At 70.0% G+C, this 15,173-nt stretch carries 13 protein-coding genes and 1 pseudogene; 7 read left to right on the top strand and 7 right to left on the bottom strand.

The window, feature by feature from the left end; translation table 11 throughout:
* From OKJ99_RS40665 to OKJ99_RS40655, 3 genes and pseudogenes are all read left to right on the top strand, one after another.
* On the top strand, window positions 1-258 hold a 258-nt coding region (locus OKJ99_RS40665; protein WP_326023557.1), incomplete at its 5' end, for a MerR family transcriptional regulator.
* A gap of 115 nt (window positions 259-373) precedes the next feature.
* Window positions 374-2,035, top strand: coding sequence for an alpha-L-fucosidase (locus OKJ99_RS40660; protein WP_326023556.1), 1,662 nt, complete (start codon window positions 374-376; stop codon window positions 2,033-2,035).
* A pseudogene (locus OKJ99_RS40655) lies at window positions 2,032-2,160 on the top strand (helix-turn-helix domain-containing protein); the annotation flags it as partial. The gene OKJ99_RS40660 and the pseudogene OKJ99_RS40655, both read left to right, overlap by 4 nt.
* Window positions 2,161-2,290: 130 nt before the next feature.
* Here OKJ99_RS40655 and OKJ99_RS40650 read toward each other — a convergent pair.
* Window positions 2,291-3,232, bottom strand: a complete 942-nt coding sequence (locus OKJ99_RS40650; RefSeq protein WP_407700866.1) for an agmatine deiminase family protein — start codon at window positions 3,230-3,232, stop codon at window positions 2,291-2,293.
* Window positions 3,233-3,954: 722 nt separating this feature from the next.
* Here OKJ99_RS40650 and OKJ99_RS40645 point away from each other — a divergent pair.
* Complete coding sequence (locus OKJ99_RS40645; RefSeq protein ID WP_326023554.1) at window positions 3,955-5,949, top strand: translation factor GTPase family protein; 1,995 nt, start codon at window positions 3,955-3,957, stop codon at window positions 5,947-5,949.
* Window positions 5,950-5,989: 40 nt separating this feature from the next.
* On the opposite strand, the gene OKJ99_RS40640 is transcribed toward OKJ99_RS40645, so the two are convergent.
* The 4 genes from OKJ99_RS40640 to OKJ99_RS40625 all read right to left on the bottom strand — a co-directional run bounded on the left by OKJ99_RS40640 (window position 5,990) and on the right by OKJ99_RS40625 (window position 9,542).
* Window positions 5,990-8,191, bottom strand: a complete 2,202-nt coding sequence (locus OKJ99_RS40640) for a tetratricopeptide repeat protein (RefSeq protein WP_326023553.1) — start codon at window positions 8,189-8,191, stop codon at window positions 5,990-5,992.
* Window positions 8,188-8,598, bottom strand: a complete 411-nt coding sequence (locus OKJ99_RS40635) for a hypothetical protein (protein WP_326023552.1) — start codon at window positions 8,596-8,598, stop codon at window positions 8,188-8,190. Before OKJ99_RS40635 ends, OKJ99_RS40640 begins: the two co-directional genes overlap by 4 nt.
* Before the next feature lie 179 nt (window positions 8,599-8,777).
* On the bottom strand, window positions 8,778-9,188 hold the full coding sequence (locus OKJ99_RS40630) for an RNHCP domain-containing protein (protein WP_326023551.1): 411 nt from the start codon (window positions 9,186-9,188) through the stop codon (window positions 8,778-8,780).
* 15 nt (window positions 9,189-9,203) lie between these two features.
* Window positions 9,204-9,542, bottom strand: a complete 339-nt coding sequence (locus OKJ99_RS40625) for an RNHCP domain-containing protein (protein ID WP_326023559.1) — start codon at window positions 9,540-9,542, stop codon at window positions 9,204-9,206.
* 454 nt (window positions 9,543-9,996) lie between these two features.
* Between OKJ99_RS40625 and OKJ99_RS40620 the strand changes: the two genes are divergently transcribed.
* Window positions 9,997-11,025 carry a zinc-dependent alcohol dehydrogenase family protein gene (locus OKJ99_RS40620; protein WP_326023549.1) on the top strand — a complete coding sequence of 343 codons (1,029 nt, stop codon included), beginning with the start codon at window positions 9,997-9,999 and terminating at the stop codon, window positions 11,023-11,025.
* A 111-nt stretch (window positions 11,026-11,136) separates the two neighbouring features.
* Here the strand turns inward: OKJ99_RS40620 and OKJ99_RS40615 are convergent, their stop codons facing one another.
* Window positions 11,137-12,147: an alpha/beta fold hydrolase gene (locus tag OKJ99_RS40615; RefSeq protein WP_326023548.1), complete on the bottom strand. Its 1,011-nt coding sequence runs from the start codon at window positions 12,145-12,147 to the stop codon at window positions 11,137-11,139.
* Between the two features lie 206 nt (window positions 12,148-12,353).
* A complete protein-coding gene (locus tag OKJ99_RS40610; RefSeq protein ID WP_326023546.1) occupies window positions 12,354-13,484 on the bottom strand; it encodes a 5-methyltetrahydropteroyltriglutamate--homocysteine S-methyltransferase in 1,131 nt (376 codons plus the stop codon).
* A gap of 173 nt (window positions 13,485-13,657) precedes the next feature.
* Here OKJ99_RS40610 and OKJ99_RS40605 point away from each other — a divergent pair, with 173 nt between their 5' ends.
* Together OKJ99_RS40605 and OKJ99_RS40600 are read left to right on the top strand one after the other, a co-directional pair.
* On the top strand, window positions 13,658-14,200 hold the full coding sequence (locus OKJ99_RS40605; protein ID WP_326023544.1) for an MOSC domain-containing protein: 543 nt from the start codon (window positions 13,658-13,660) through the stop codon (window positions 14,198-14,200).
* A 263-nt stretch (window positions 14,201-14,463) separates the two neighbouring features.
* Entirely contained in the window at window positions 14,464-15,132 is a 669-nt protein-coding gene (locus tag OKJ99_RS40600) for a peptidase E (RefSeq protein WP_326023543.1), read from the top strand.
* Window positions 15,133-15,173 lie beyond the last annotated feature (41 nt).

Here is a 15,173-nt window from a genome sequence, read left to right as displayed (position 1 = left end):
GAAGCCCGCCTGATCACCCCGCTGCGCTCCGAGGGCGGCCACCGCCGCTACTCCCGCTACCAGCTGCGCATCGCCGCGCGCGCCCGCGAGCTCGTCGACCAGGGCACCCCCATCGAGGCCGCCTGCCGCATCATCATCCTCGAGGACCAGCTCGAAGAAGCGCAGCGCATCAACGCCCAATACCGCGCCGCCGAAGCAGCCGAATCAGCGGAATCGGCCGAATCAGCCGAATCGAAGAAGCCGACGGCCCCGGCCTGAGACCTGCGCTCGGATCACTCCTGGCACAGCTCTTACCGAAAATCTGTTACTACGTCATGATCCACAGAAGCGCAGCGAAGAGAAATCCGAGCAAATGTGCCTGTAGGAGTGATTGATGACGTCTCGCCGCCAGATTCTTGGTGCCCTGGGAGCCGCTCCCGCGATCGCCGCCCTCGGCGGTGTCGGCGCGTACGCCGCCACCGCCGTGCCGGCGGGAGAACCGGCCGCCGGCAGGGTCCGTGTCCGCCCCGCCTCGATCATCCCGGTCACCGGAGATGACACCCCGGAGCAGATCATCGCCAAGGCCGCGAACGTCGTCCCCAGGAACGGGCAACTGGCGTGGCAGCGGCGGGAGATAACGGCGTTTACGCACTTCGGGATGAACACGTTCACCGATCGCGAGTGGGGGTCGGGCGCCGAGGACGCGGCGACGTTCGCGCCGACCGCTGTCGACGCCGACCAGTGGATCCGCACGTACAAGGCCATGGGCGCCGAGCTTGCGATGATCACCGCCAAGCATCACGACGGGTTCACGCTGTTCCCCAGCAGGTACACGCCTCATTCGATCCTCAAGAGCCCCGGGCAGCCGAACGTCGTCCGCACATACGTGGATGCGGCACGCGCCCACGGAATGCGCGTGGGGATCTATCTCTCGCCCTCCGACGGCGGCGAGCTGCCGCATGCCTGGCACGCCGAGTGGATCGAGTCCCTGCGCAAGAAGCAGGCCGAGGGCGGGAAGCTGACCTCGGTGGAGCAGACCGCGGTCGACGACGGCGACCGTGCGCCCGGCGGACTCGGTCGCTTCGGCAACGGTAGTGCCGTCAAGGAGCACACCATCCCCACCCTCGTGGAGGGCGACGACCGGGCGGACGCGGTGCGGTCGGGGAAGCTGCCCACGTTCACCGTGCACGTCAACGACTACGACGCGTACTACCTGAACCTGGTCTACGAACTGTTCACCGAGTACGGGCCGTTGGACGAGTTCTGGCTGGACGGCGCCAATCCGTGGGCCGACGCCGGGATCACCCAGGAGTACCGCTTCGAGGAGTGGTTCCGGGTGATCAACGCGCTGTCGCCGGACACCGTGGTCTTCGGCGGCCCGGCGGGCGTGCGCTGGGTCGGCAACGAGGACGGGATCGCCCGCGAGACCGAGTGGAGCGTCGTGCCGACGACCGCCGACCCGCGGACGTACCACGGCGAATGGCTGCTGCCGCACGGCGCGAGCGTCGCCGACATCGGTTCCCGGGCCCGCCTCACCGAGTCCGGCGTGACCCATCTGTCCTGGTTCCCCGCGGAGGCCGATGTCTCCAACCGGCCGGGCTGGTTCCACCACGCGGACGAGAAGCCGAAGACGGCGGCCCAGCTCTTCGACCTGTACGAGAAGAGCGTCGGACGCAACGCGACCCTGCTGCTCAACGTGCCGCCTTCGAAGGCGGGAACGATCGATGCCGCGGATGTCGCCGAGCTGACGGCATTCGGGCAACGGGTGCGGAAGGTGTACGGCCGTCCGGTGGCCGAGAACGCCGACGGAACGACCACCTTCGACCGGGTCGCGGTCCGCGAGGACATCGAGCACGGGCAACGGGTGGAGGAATTCGCCGTAGAGGCCGAGATCGGCGGAGCCTGGCGGCGGATCGCCACCGGTACCACCATCGGCTATCAGCGAATTCTGCCGCTGGGAACCCCCATCACCGCGAGCCGCGTCCGAATCAAGGTCCTCGCGTCCCGGGCGGAACCCCACCTGGGCCGCACTACGCTCCACCGGGCGACCGACTGACCCACGCATACGGCCGCCGGCCCGGGCCCCGGCGGGTGATCGCCCGGCGGGGGGTCCGTGGTCTGCGCGTGGAGGAGCTGGCCGAAGAGGCGGGCGTTTCCACCGCGCTGATCTACTACCACTGGCTCAGCGGCATGCTCCAGATTGCCCACGCGCGGACATTGATGAGCGAGGCCATCGAGGCCGAGCTCGAACGATTGGGCCGCTGACCGCGCGCACCTGTCCGGGACGGCGTTCCGTGATGTGGGCCGGTGGTCAGTCGACCGGCTTGCCGGGTTCGTCGTGCGTCGAGCAGTGGATGCCGCCACCACCGGCGGCGATGGTGTCGATCCGGACCTGCACGATGTCGCGCTCGGGGAAGTGCTCCTGCAGGATGCTCCGGGCGCGCTTGTCGGCCTCGCGGTCCCCGAACTTGGGCATGAACACGGACTCGTTGGCGACGTAGAAGTTGGCGTACGTCGACACGAAGTCGTCCCCCTCGCCGGTGATCTCGTACAGGTCGGGCTGCGGCAGATCGATGACCTCGAAGGGCCGGCCCTCGGCATCGGTCGCCTTGCTGAGCACGGCTTTCGCCTGGTCCGACGCGTGCGACCAGGAATCCGGGGGAGTGTCGGGGTGTGCCCTGTCGAGGAGTACGACACCGGGCGCGGTGAACCGGACGAGGCTGTCCACGTGCGCGTCGGTGATGTCCTGGCCGCGCACGCCGGCCAGCCAGATCACCTTCTTGATGCCCAGTGTCTGCTTGATCTCGGCCTCGATCAGGTCCCGGCTCTTTCCGGGGTTGCGGTTGTCGTTGACGATCGAGCTCTCGGTGATGAGGAGGGTGCCCTCGCCGTCGTCCTCCACGAACACCAGCACGGTGTCGCGGGCCCACAGGTCGTCGACCTCCAGCGGGATGACCTCGACGTCGCGCCCGCACGCCTTCTGGGCGGCCTTCCGCTGGTCGGGCCTCGCCATCATCACGACGTACTCGTAATCCGCGATGGCACGGGCGACACGGGCGATGTCCTCGCGCACGTAGGGAAGGTCCTCGCCCCACACCGACTCCAGTGCGGGCCACGACATGAAGGTCCGCGCGTGGCTCTCCCACTCGGCACCCATACGCAGTTCCTTCGCCGCCGTGCCCTCAACACCCGGGGTGCTCGCGGCCCCCGCCGCTTCGTTGTCGGTGCGGTGACTTTTACACAGACTGAAAATTCAGTCGAAGAGGGTGGTGTGACCGTCCGCATCGGTTCATCGGTGACAGTGAGCGGCAGGCCTGCCGCGCCGTTCGGGTCGCCCAACTTCCCCTCGTACGCCCAGCGTTGACGGGATCTCCCGGCCACGGGAGGATCGAGAGATTCGGTGCGGGGCGGCGAAACGGGGTTCACGGTGAGTGAGGGCCGTAGGGATGATTTCTCAAGCGCGGACATCGATCGGCAGTTCGCCGCCATCGTCCAGGGCGTAGCCGCTGAGGTGGAGCCCGGAGGCCCGTTTGATCGCGTTCAGCACGCAGCGAGCGCGGGCGAAGGCAAGCCGATGTGGTACCTGGTCCCGCTACGAATGCTCTGCTCGATCACGTTCTTCATGACCCTGTCCTCCTGCATTGCGGCCTATGGCTGCGTCATGAACGACGCGCGGTGGGGGACAGCCACGCTGATCAGTCTCTGCGTGGCGGTCGGGAGCGGCGTCTGCCGACGCGTCGCCAAGGCGAGGTACGACCGGCGTCAGCGGTAGTCAGCGCCGACGAGTACTGCATCTGTCGCATCCCAGGGGCTGACGGTTACGGCAGGCCGGGTGCGGAATTGCGTTGACAGCTCTGGACGCCGCTTGGAACATCGCCACTGACCAATCGATCCGTGATCGACCGACAGAAACGGACTTCATCATGCGCCAACTCGTGTGCCCCGCCGTCGCCACCGACCTGCACACGAGGAGCCATGAACCGTCCGAACTCTCCCGCCTCCGTACGCCATGACACCACCACCGCCGCCACAGCCACCGCCGCCACTGCCGGGCCGGTGGCCAGCGCCCGGCGGCTCAATCTGGGCGTGGTGGCTCACGTCGATGCCGGCAAGACCAGTCTGACCGAGGCGCTGCTGCATGCCGGCGGTGCCATCGAACGGGTCGGCCGGGTGGATGACGGCACGACCCAGACCGACACCCTCTCCCTGGAGCGGCAGCGGGGCATCACGATCCGCTCTGCCGTCGCGGCATTCGCGATCGACGACGTCACCGTCAACCTCGTCGACACCCCGGGCCATCCCGACTTCATCGCCGAGGTCGACCGCTCACTGGTGGTCCTCGACGGCGCGGTCCTGGTGCTGTCCGCCGTGGAGGGAGTGCAGGCCCAAACCATCGTGCTGTACCGGGCGTTGCGCCGCCTCGGTATCCCCGTGATCTTCTTCGTCAACAAGATCGACAGGACCGGCGCCGCGCCCGAGCGGGTCCTTGAGGGAATCCGGAACCGCCTGAGCGCGGCGCTCGTACCGCTCGGCCATGTGTGCAACCCCGGCACGGCTGCGGCCGAGGCCGCACCGTGCGCGTGGGAGGACCCGGTCGAGTCGGAGCGTCTGACGGAATTGCTCGCGGACCATGACGAGCAGCTGCTAGAGGACTGGCTCGTCCGGGACCGGCCCATTGGACCGCGACGGCTGCGTGCAGCCCTCGGTGTGCTGACCCGTGCCGCCGGTGTCCACCCGGTGCTGTTCGGTTCGGCCAGGACCGGTGCGGGCGTCCGTGCCCTGATCGAGTCCGTCACCGAGCTGCTTCCCGTGGCCGTCGGCGACGACGACGCACCGGCGGCGGCGCAGGTGTTCAAGGTCGAACGGGCCGGAGGGCAGCGGGTCTGCACGGTGCGGATGCGCGCCGGAACGCTCGGAGTCCGCGATCGGGTGTCGCTCGGCGGGGACAGGTCGGCGACGGTGACAGCCCTGGAGGTCTTCAAGCCCGGCGGTGTCATGATGTGCGATCGGGCGACGGCCGGTGAGATCGCGCGCGTCCGGGGCCTGGACAGCGCTCGGATCGGCGACTGGATCGGTTGCCGCACGTCCGCCACCGCGGCGGCAGCAGCGTTGCCGGCTCCGGGCTTCGAGACCCGGGTGGTGGCCCACGACCCGTCCCGGCAGGGCGAGTTGCACCGGGCCCTGTCCGAACTCGCCGACGTCGACCCCCTGATCGGTCTGCGACCCGAGCGTGGTGCCGCGCGGATCAGGATCTACGGCGAGGTGCAGCAGGAGGTTCTGGCCGACACGCTGGAAGTTGAATACGGCATCGACGTCGACTTCCGCGACACCGGCGTGGTCTGCATTGAACGACCGTCCGGGACGGGGAGCGCTGCGCTGCGTATGGGCGACCCCGGCCACCCGTACCACTACACGCTCGCAGTGACCGTTGAGCCGGCCGCACCCGGCACCGGAGTCGAACTCGTCGTCGCTGCGGACCGGTCGACGCTGCCCCTGCACGTCTACGGAAACGTGGAGGGTTATCGGGTCGCGCTGCTGGAGTACCTCCACGACCCCTTGGCCGTCGGCCCGCACGGCTGGCGGGTGACCGACGCGCGGATCACGGTGACCGACAGCGGCTACCAACCGCCGGCACCACAGGCCGCGGAGGTCAGGCGCACCACCGGCCTGGTGGTCCGCCAGGCCCTCCGGCGAGCCGGGACGACCGTCTGTGAACCCATCGACCGGTTCGCGCTCGAAGCGCCAACTGAGGATCTGTCCCCGGTACTTGCTCTGCTGGCCCGCCACGGTGCGGTCCCCGATTTCCATCAGGCCGCTGGGCCCCTCGCCGTGATCACCGGAACCCTGCGGAAAGCAGAGGTGAACGCTGTACGTGGGGGCCTGCACGGTGCGGCTCGTGGCGAGGGCGTCCTCGATTCCACCCACGACCACTACCAGCCCGTACGAACCACGGGTGGGAGGCGTGAGTGAAGGGCTCGGTGCGGCCAGGTTCTACGCCGCGGCGTACCGGTCATTCCGTCGAAGTCGAGGTGTCCGCGTCCAGGCACTCGGCGAGGAGGTCCTGGGCGTTACGTGTCCAGGGATGGGTCGGGCCGAGTATCCGGAGGCGGCCGGCCACAAGGAGCTCGAGCTGGTCGACCGCTTCGGAGTGCCGGCCCAGGGCCGTCAGGATCCGGCCGAGCGCATGGCGCGTGTTCAGCACCAAGGGGTAGTCCGGGTCGAAGATCTGCTCGTATCCGGCCAGTGCCTTGAGCGCGTGGGGCAGGGCCTCGGCGTGCTGGCTCGCGCAGCGGAGGGCTGCGGCGAAATTGAGCTCAGCGGTGAGCGTCAGCGGATGGTGCTCCCCGAGGGTGCGGTAACAGTCCGCGAGGAGTTCGGGCCCGGTGGCGATCATCTCGGCCTGCTCCGGAAGGCCTGCCATGCCGGGGTTCGCCGCGATCTCCAGGAAGGCGGACCGCGCCATCAGCGTGAGTGGGTGCCGTCTCCCCAGCGTTTCCTCCCGGACCCGTACGACGCGTCGCCGCAGCGGGGGCACCTCCTGGATCCGGCCGAGATTGGCGAGCGGGCTCCCGATCTTCAAGCATGCTTCCAAGGTCTCGGGAGCATCGGGACCCAGTGCCCTCTCGCAGTCCGAGCGCAGTTCCTGGTACAGGGCTTCGGACTCCTCGAAGCGGCCGAGGCGGAAGAGCGCACGGCCCACGCGCAGGCGGAGTCCGAGAACACAGGCGTTGTCGGTGGGCAAGGCCGCGGTGGCGAGGGCGACGGCGTCGGTCGCCAACGTGAGCGCCGACGCGTAGTCGCCCGACCTGTGCACGGCGACGATCAACCGGAGGGCGCAGTCGGCCGCGCTTTCGACCGTGGACGAGCTGGTGCCCCATCTCGTCACGCGCCGCAGCAACGCCATGACGTGTGGAGCGAGCAGGAGTGTCGCGGGGTCCTGCGCTCCGCGTTCCGGGACCTCCGGCAGCACGGCACGGAGCAGGCGGGCAGCCGTTGTGGCGAGTCGCTCCCGCTGGTCGTCAGGGGTCGCGTGAGCGACGCTGTCCAGCAGGATCCCGTGTACGCGCAGGCAGCGCACCTGCCCCGGTACGAGCTCGGTGAGCGAGTGGTCGAGGAGTCCTCGCAGGGCGGACTCGACACGGGAGCCGTGCAGTTCGGTGCCGAGTTCGGCGTGGGCGAGGAGCTTGAGGGGGAGCGGGTCGCCCGCCCAGCAGGAAAGCAGCCGCAGCAGCGGTGTGGCCTCCGGAAGACCCTGAGTCGTGAGGGAGTCGAGGGAGAGCTGCCAGGTGCGGTTCAGCAGGTGTCTCGGGTCGAAGTGGGACGCCGCGTCGACCGGGTCGACCGCTTCCACGAGATCGGCGGGGCCGGTGTCGATGCCGACGTCGAGCCGATGTCGGTAATCGGCGAGGGTCCAGGGGTCGATGACCTGGTGGGCGAGGAACCCACCGGCGAGAGTGAGTGCCAGGGGGAGGTGTCCGAGACGGTCGGCGACCTCTGCGGCGTCGTCGAGGGTGCCTGCGTGGGGCGCGATGTCCTGGAGGACGAGGGCGGCGTCCTGGCGCGGCAGAACGCCGAACTGGAGCAGTTCCGCACCCGGCCACCAATGGGTCGCGGCCTGGCGGGTGGTGACGACGACGATGCCCGCGGGGCTCGTGCGCAGCCACCCTCCGGCGCGCAGGATCGCCGGGGTGTCGGCGTTGTCGAGGACGAGCAACCAGGGCTCGCTGGAGCGGTCGAGGTAGTGCCAGACGAGATCGGCGGCGGGGCGCAGGCCGCCGCGCGCGCCGGTGAGTTCGGCGTCGGTCGCGCCCCGGTCGGCGGCGACGGCGAGCATGCCGGAGCGCAGTGAGGCCGGGTCGGAGGCGTTGACCCAGAGCCCGACGCGGCCGGCGTTCTCGGTGGCGTGGCGGAAGAGGGTGTAGGCCACGGCGGTCTTGCCGCAGCCGCCGAGACCGTGCAGGACGTAGACGCGGTTGCCGACGCCCGGCTCGACCGCGGCACGCAACCGGTCCATCTCACCCACGCGGTCGCGGAGTGTGACGGGGGCCCGGCCGACGGACGGGTGACGCACCGAGTCGGGGCCCGACCACTCACGGGCGTGATGATGGTGCTCGTCACGGACGTGATGATGGTGCTCGACGATGTGCTGGTCACCGGAAGCCTGGTAGACGCGACCGTATCCGTCGGCCCGTGCCTCGTTGGGGCCGCTCATCGGCGGTCGAAGTGCTGGTCGCGGCCCGCCTGGTAGACGCGGGCGTGACCGGAGGCGGTGGCCTGCTGGGTGACCGACGTGACGTCGGGCGCGAGGGGCCGCAATTCGTCGACGAGTGCGCGCAGGGCTCGGGCTTCCTCGGGGTGTGCCGCGAGCAGCCGTCGGATCCGGCCCTGCCACTCCGCGCCCAGTTCGTCGCGGGACTCGGTGTCGCCGTCGCTCTGCGCGGCCAGCAGATCGGTCCTGGTCACCTCCAGTTCGGCGGATATCGCGTCGGCGCGAGCGGGTTCGGCCCGATGCCACAACGCGGCGACACCGTCCCTGGCCCGCTGCCAGGCCTCGGTCGTCAGCAGGCCGACCAATGTCGTGCCTGCCGTACCCGCAAGGGCGACGATCTCCGGATCCATGAACTCTCCCCCTGGGAACGGACGTTGCTCGTGATCCAGGGTAGCCAGAAGTGTCGGCCCGACGGGGCCCGCGCCCCGCGTGGAGCAGCCCTGGCGGCCACTGGCCGCTGGCCACTGGTCACTGGCAGAGGGACCGGGCCGGTTCGGGGGCGCTGCTCCGTACCGGCCCGGTCCTCCGCTCACAGCATCAGCAGCGTGCGGTTCGCCGCGCGGCCTGTGGCCCGGAGGGGGAGGACCGCGAGGCGTATCAGGGCCAGGGCGTTGTCGTCGCCTGCGACGCGGTTGGTGGAGAGTTCGCCGCACGAGAGGCACTCGTGGACGATCAGCCACTCCCCGTCCGGGCGGCAGGACACCGTCAACGCGTCCATCCGGCCCCGGCAGTTGGACGCGCGGTCGCCGGGGATCCGGGCGTCCACGTGCAGGCTGGTCAGGCAGTTCGGGCAATGGTTGCGGTGGCCGCTGCCCGGGGCGTCCAGGGAGACCTCCAGGCGGCAGCCCGCGCAGCGGAAGTCGCGGGTGCGGTGGCCGTCGCGCCGACGGCGCTGCCGGGGGTCGGGGCCGTCGGACTGTGTGCGGTTACGGCGTGGCATGCCGGGCCTCCCCGCTCACAGCGTTCCGAACGTTTCGAGGGGGAAGGGCGGTTGGGCCAGTGGCCGTACCGCCATCCGCATCAGTACCAGCTGGTTGTCGTCGGGGCTCACCGGGTTCGAGGTGAGCTCGTCGCACCGCACGCAGCGGTGGACGATCATCCAGTCACCGGTCCGCAGGACGGCGATGGCGATCGGTGACATCCGGCCGTGGCACTCGGTGCTGCCGCCCTGAACGTGGTCCAGGACGTGGCGCGAGTGCAGACACGAAGGGCAGTGGTTACGGCTGCGGCCGTCCGGGTCGACGGTGGTCACGGTGAGACCGCACCAGGCGCAGACGAACGTACTGATCTTCAGGGTGGGACTGGGGCTGGGACTGGGGTTGGAATGTGGGGTGTGCTCGGACACCTGTGCTCCTTGCTGGGGAGTTGGTCATCGACAGCAAGAGCAGGCCGAGCGGCCTCGACGGCTGGTTCGGTCGGTTATCCGCGGTGTGTACGTGCGGTACGTGCGGTACGTGCGGTACGTGCAGTACGTGCAGTACGCGTACGTGCTACGTCGCGGTGAGGCGCGCTCGGCGCGGGCCGGGTCATCAAGACACCCTCTCGGTGGGCACGGGGCCCGGTGGTTCGGCCGCACGGGCAGGCGGTGCCGGCGCGGAAGGAAGCTGCGGGGCAAGGGTAGGCAGGCCGGGGCGGCGTACGCGAGTGAATATTTCGGCGCTCTGGCAGCATGAACTCACGGCGGACCTGACCACGGTTCCTCAGGTCGGGCGGACGGAAGTGGCTGTCGGGAGAGGGGAGCGCGCGCGATGCGGGCAGTGGTGTTCGAGGAGTTCGGCAAGGACGCGGAGGTACGGCAGGTCGCCGACCCCGTGCCGCCCCGGGACGGGGTCGTGGTGCGGGTCGGGGCGACGGGGCTGTGCCGCAGCGACTGGCACGCCTGGCAGGGGCACGACCCGGACGTCCGCCTCCCGCACATTCCCGGCCACGAACTGGCCGGCACCGTCGAGGCGGTCGGCGCCGATGTCACCGAGTGGCGGCCCGGCGACCGCGTCACCGTCCCGTTCATCTGCGCCTGCGGGCGCTGCGCCTCCTGCGTCCGCGGCGACCACCAGGTGTGCGAGCGCCAGGAGCAGCCCGGCTTCACCCACGCCGGGTCGTTCGCCGAGTACGTCGCGCTGCACCATGCCGACGTGAACCTCGTCGCTGTCCCCGAGGGCATGACCGACGCCACCGCCGCGAGTCTCGGCTGCCGCTTCGCCACCGCCTTCCGTGCCGTGGCCGACCAGGGGCGCGCGGCCGCCGGGGAGTGGGTGGCGGTGCACGGCTGCGGCGGGGTGGGCCTGTCCGCCGTGATGATCGCGGCGGCGGCCGGGGCCCGGGTGGTGGCGGTGGACGTCTCTCCCGAGGCCCTTGCCCTGGCCTCCGCCTTCGGCGCCGACGTCTGCGTCGACGCGGCAGAGGTCCCTGACACCGCCGCGGCGGTCCGCGAGGCCACCCGGGGCGGCGCCCACCTCTCCCTCGACGCGCTCGGTTCCCCCACCACCAGCGCCGCCTCGATCGCGAGCCTGCGCCGCCGCGGACGCCACGTCCAGGTCGGCCTCCTGCCGGGCGGCGCCCACCTCCCGATGGACCGGGTCGTCGCCCTCGAACTCGAACTCCTCGGCAGCCACGGCATGGCAGCGCACGCCTACCCCCGCATGCTGGAGCTGGTCACCACCGGCACGCTGCGCCCCGACCGCCTCGTCACCGCCACGATCGGCCTGGACGAGGCCCCGTCCGCGCTCAACGCGATGGGCTCGGCGCCGGGCCGAGGGGTCACGATGATCGCGCCCTGAACCCGGCACGTCCAACTACGGTGACTGCTGCACGAGTTGGCCTGACGGCTTCAATGGCTTCAACGGCTTCAGGGGTGTCCCGCTCTCATGTCCCGCTCTCATGTCGCGCTCTCATGTCGCGCTGCGTTCGCTGTCCTTGCGGTACTCGTGTGCGACGGCCGGCGCGTGCTTCTCCTCGGGGCGTCCCGTACGGAGGAGTTCGCGCCATTGCTCGACGCTCCAGTCACCGGGAGTGGTGGTGGCGATGAACTCCTCCAGGAGCCGGACGAACCGTGCGGGGTCGGTGTGGTGCGGGAAGTGCCCGGCGCCCGGGAAGATTTCGAGTCGGCTGCCGGGCATCGCCTGGTACGCGGTGTAGGCGTGCGCCACCGGCAGCACGCTGTCGCGATCGCCCCAGACGAGGAGGGTGGGGACGCCCCGCGCCAGATAGCAGCGGTCCAGCATGGTGACCACCTGGCCGCGCCAGTCGACGACCGCCCGCAGTGTCCGTATGAAGGCGTCGCGGGAGTTCTGGTCGGGCAGGGCGTCGACCAGGTTGACGAGGTCGGGCGCGTCCACGCCGAGCCCGGTGTCCAGGAGTTGGAGGGCGCGGACGACCGCGGTGACCGGCAGCCGTGCCCCGGCCACCTTCAGCAGGCCGAGCGCGAGCCCCGCGCCGGGCAGGGTCGCGGCCCGCAGGATGGGCGTGACCTGGCGGCCGACCCCGCCGGAGGAGATCAGGACGAGCCGGTCGACGCGCTCGGGGAACTGGTACGCGAACTGCATCGCCACCCCGCCGCCGAAGGAGTGTCCGACGAGGGTGACGCGGTCGATGCCGAGCACGCCGAGCAGGTCGCGCAGGCCGTTCGCGTACGCGGCGACCGAGTAGTCGGCGCGCGGCTTCGCCGAACCGCCGTGCCCGAGCAGGTCGGGGGCGATGACGGTGTGCCGGCGCGCGAGGATGTCGATGCAGTCCTCCCAGTGCGCGCTGGACGCCCCGACGCCGTGGATGAGCAGCACGGCCGGGCCCTCGCCCGCGATCCGGTAGGCGCGGCGGTAGCCGTGGACGGTGGCGAAGGCGAGCGCGCGGCCGGCCTCCGGTGCGCGTGCGGTGGGCTTGCGGATCGGAATGACGTGCGCCATGGCCCTTCTCCCCGTGACGGTCCTGCGCAGGCGCTTGCCGGGTCCCGGTGCCCGGGATCGGTACGGCGAGCGTACGGAGCGCGGTTCGCCGGGGGGTTTCGGGCCGGTTGCGGATGGATTCCGTTTATTCGGCGAGGGTGGGCATGGTGTGCTTCATGGGAGGTACGAGGCCGATCCGCCGCGAGCGGTGCCCTGCTGACGTGTCATCACACCCCGCCCCACACCTCTTCCGCCGTCTCCACGATGAGGCGCAGCTTGGCCGTCTGGTCCTCGGCGGTGAGCTTGTTGCCCTCGACGGTGGAGGAGAAGCCGCACTGCGGGGACAGGGACAGCTGGTCGATGTCGATGTAGCGGGAGGCCTCCTCGATGCGCCGCTTGAGGGTGTCCTTGTCCTCGAGCTGCGGCCGCTTGGTGGTGACGAGGCCGAGGACGACCTGCTTGCCCTTGGGAACGTAGCGCAGCGGGGCGAAGCCGCCGGAGCGCTCGTCGTCGTACTCCAGGAAGAAGCCGTCGACGTCGAGGCCGCCGAAGACGGCCTCGGCGATGAAGTCATAACTGCCCGAAGCGGCCCAGGAGGAGGCGAAGTTGCCGCGGCACATGTGGGTGGTGACACGCAGGTCGTCGGGGCGTCCCGCGAGCGCCCGGTTGATGTTCGCGATGTACGTCTCGTGCTGGTGCTCCGCGTCGCCGCCGATGGACGCGACGTAGGAACGCTGCTCGGGATCGTTCAGGTACGCGAGCGAGGTGTCGTCCAACTGCAGGTAGCGGCAGCCCAGTTCGTGAACGCCGCGGATCTGGGCCGCGTAGGTGTCGGTGAGGTCGGACCAGAAGGCGTCGAGGTCGGGGTAGACGGTCGTATCGATCGCGGCGCGGCCGCCGCGGTAGTGGACCATGCTCGGCGAGGGGATGGTCAGCTTCGGGGTGACGCCCTCGGCGACGGTGTCGCGCAGGAAGGTGAACGCGTCGGCGAAGATGGTGCGTTCCAGTGTCACCTTGCCGTCGATGCGGGCGGAGGGCGGCGCGAACTCGATGTCGCCGTCCTCGTTGTGGAAGCGCACGTGCAGCGACTCGTCCTCGACGCGCCGGATGCCACCGAGGGCGTAGATGAAGTCCATGTGCCACGAGGCGCGGCGGAACTCGCCGTCGGTGGCGCTGCGCAGCCCCGCTTCCTTCTGCATCGCGACGATCGCGCGCACGGCCTCGTCCTCGGCGGCGGCGAGCGCGGCATCGTCGATCTTCCCCGCGGCGTGGTGTTCGCGGGCCTGGAGGAGCGCGGGCGGACGCAGCAGGCTGCCGACGTGGTCGGCGCGGAACGGGGGCTGGGTGGTGGCGGCCATGGCGGGGCTTCCTTTCCTCGGCTACGGCCAACACCCTTACCTGAATCATTGCGCCCTTCAACCACTTCAACCACTTCGACGGGATCGGCCGCGCGGATCGTGGATGCCGTGCCTTGAAGGGCGAGGACTAGGCTCGTGCCGGATCACTGTTACCGGCGAGGGGGTTACCAGGTATGAGTGGGAGAGTGGCGGCGGTCAGCCGCAACGGGGAGTACTCGTTCACCAAGCCGAACCAGGACAGCGTCAGATTGCTCGCCGGGCTCGGCGTGGAGGGGGACGTGCACGCAGGCGTAACGGTCAAGCACCGCTCGCGTGTTGCGCAGGACCCCACCCAGCCGAATCTGCGCCAGGTCCACCTCATTCATGAAGAGCTCTTCGCCGAGGTGGCCGAAGAAGGGTTCAAGGTGGCGCCCGGCCAACTCGGCGAGAACATCACCACGCGCGGCATCGACCTGCTCGGCCTGCCGGTCGGCACATTGCTGCGCGTCGGCGACGCCGTCGTCCTGGAAGTGACTGGTCTGCGCAATCCCTGCCTGCAGATCGACAACTTTCAGGACGGGCTGCTGAAGCGGGTCGTCGGGCGTGACGAGGCGGGGAACGTGGTACGCAAGGCCGGAATCATGAGCATCGTGAGGGAAGGCGGCGTGGTGTGCCCTGGTGACACGATCGAAGCGGAGCTTCCCAGCGGCCCGCACCGACGCCTGGAACGGGTCTGACCAGGGACCCGGGCGGGCCCTGACGACGGGGTGCGCGCCGGCGAGAGGCCGGGGCGGAGCCGAAGCGCGAACTCGTCCTCACCCACGGGCTGGTGGCAGGCGGCATGAGCCGCATGCAGATCGCCGATACGTCGGAGATCTGCTTCCGCATGCGCATCACCTGGGCGCCGGGAGCACACGGTAGGTCGTCACCCGGCGGGCATCGTCGCGGATCCGTACCGGGGCTCGTTGCGCGCGTCCGGCGGCCGTGCTTGGCTCGCCCGATGAACTTTCTGTTGACCGCGAGTGGCCTGCGCAACGAGACGCTGCGGGACGCGCTGCGGGACATGTTGGGCAAGCCGTTCGGATCGGCGAACATCGTGTTCGTTCCCACGGCATCGGTCGCCGAGCCCGGGGACCACGGGTGGTTCGTCGCGGACATGAACCGACTGCACGGCCTCGGCTGGCGGGAGTTCGACGTCCTGGAACTGAACGGCCTGCCCCGGCAGCTGGTGCTCGACCGGCTGCTCCGCGCCGACGTCATCTATGTCGAGGGCGGCAACCACTACCACCTCGCGCGCAGCATCACCGGCAACGGCCTGGCCGATGGCCTCCTGGAGGCGCTGGAGAGCCGGGTCTATGTGGGGGTCAGCGCCGGATCGATGGTCTTCAGCCGCCATCTCACCGCACACTCCGCCGACGTCATCGGGGACACCACCGACCTCCACGTGCTGGGCGCGACGACCGTGGAGCCGCCGTTCGGCCTCTTCGACTGGTACCTCAAGCCCCACCTGTACTCGCCGGACTTCCCCGAGCGGGACGACGCCTGGGCCGATCGCATCGCTGCGCGGGCGGACTTTCCGATCTACTTCATCGACGACGAGACGGCCGTTCGCGTCAGGGACGGCAAGGTGGATGTCATCTCTGAAGGCCGGTGGCGGCTCCATCAGTGACGCAACGCGTGGCGGGGCGCGCTGAACAAGTAAGTGACCCG

The sequence above is a fragment of the Streptomyces endophyticus genome (genome assembly GCF_035798155.1).
Lineage (GTDB): Bacteria > Actinomycetota > Actinomycetes > Streptomycetales > Streptomycetaceae > Streptomyces > Streptomyces endophyticus.
This window is presented reverse-complemented; position numbering and strand designations above follow the sequence as displayed.

Excerpts from the sequence above, each read along its gene's own strand:
- OKJ99_RS40660 (WP_326023556.1), top strand. The coding sequence starts at position 374 with ATGACGTCTCGCCGCCAGATTCTTGGTGCCCTGGGAGCCGCTCCCGCG.
- OKJ99_RS40645 (WP_326023554.1), top strand. The coding sequence starts at position 3,955 with ATGAACCGTCCGAACTCTCCCGCCTCCGTACGCCATGACACCACCACC.
- OKJ99_RS40640 (WP_326023553.1), bottom strand. The coding sequence starts at position 8,191 with ATGAGCGGCCCCAACGAGGCACGGGCCGACGGATACGGTCGCGTCTAC.
- OKJ99_RS40635 (WP_326023552.1), bottom strand. The coding sequence starts at position 8,598 with ATGGATCCGGAGATCGTCGCCCTTGCGGGTACGGCAGGCACGACATTG.
- OKJ99_RS40630 (WP_326023551.1), bottom strand. The coding sequence starts at position 9,188 with ATGCCACGCCGTAACCGCACACAGTCCGACGGCCCCGACCCCCGGCAG.
- OKJ99_RS40620 (WP_326023549.1), top strand. The coding sequence starts at position 9,997 with ATGCGGGCAGTGGTGTTCGAGGAGTTCGGCAAGGACGCGGAGGTACGG.
- OKJ99_RS40615 (WP_326023548.1), bottom strand. The coding sequence starts at position 12,147 with ATGGCGCACGTCATTCCGATCCGCAAGCCCACCGCACGCGCACCGGAG.
- OKJ99_RS40610 (WP_326023546.1), bottom strand. The coding sequence starts at position 13,484 with ATGGCCGCCACCACCCAGCCCCCGTTCCGCGCCGACCACGTCGGCAGC.
- OKJ99_RS40605 (WP_326023544.1), top strand. The coding sequence starts at position 13,658 with ATGAGTGGGAGAGTGGCGGCGGTCAGCCGCAACGGGGAGTACTCGTTC.
- OKJ99_RS40600 (WP_326023543.1), top strand. The coding sequence starts at position 14,464 with ATGAACTTTCTGTTGACCGCGAGTGGCCTGCGCAACGAGACGCTGCGG.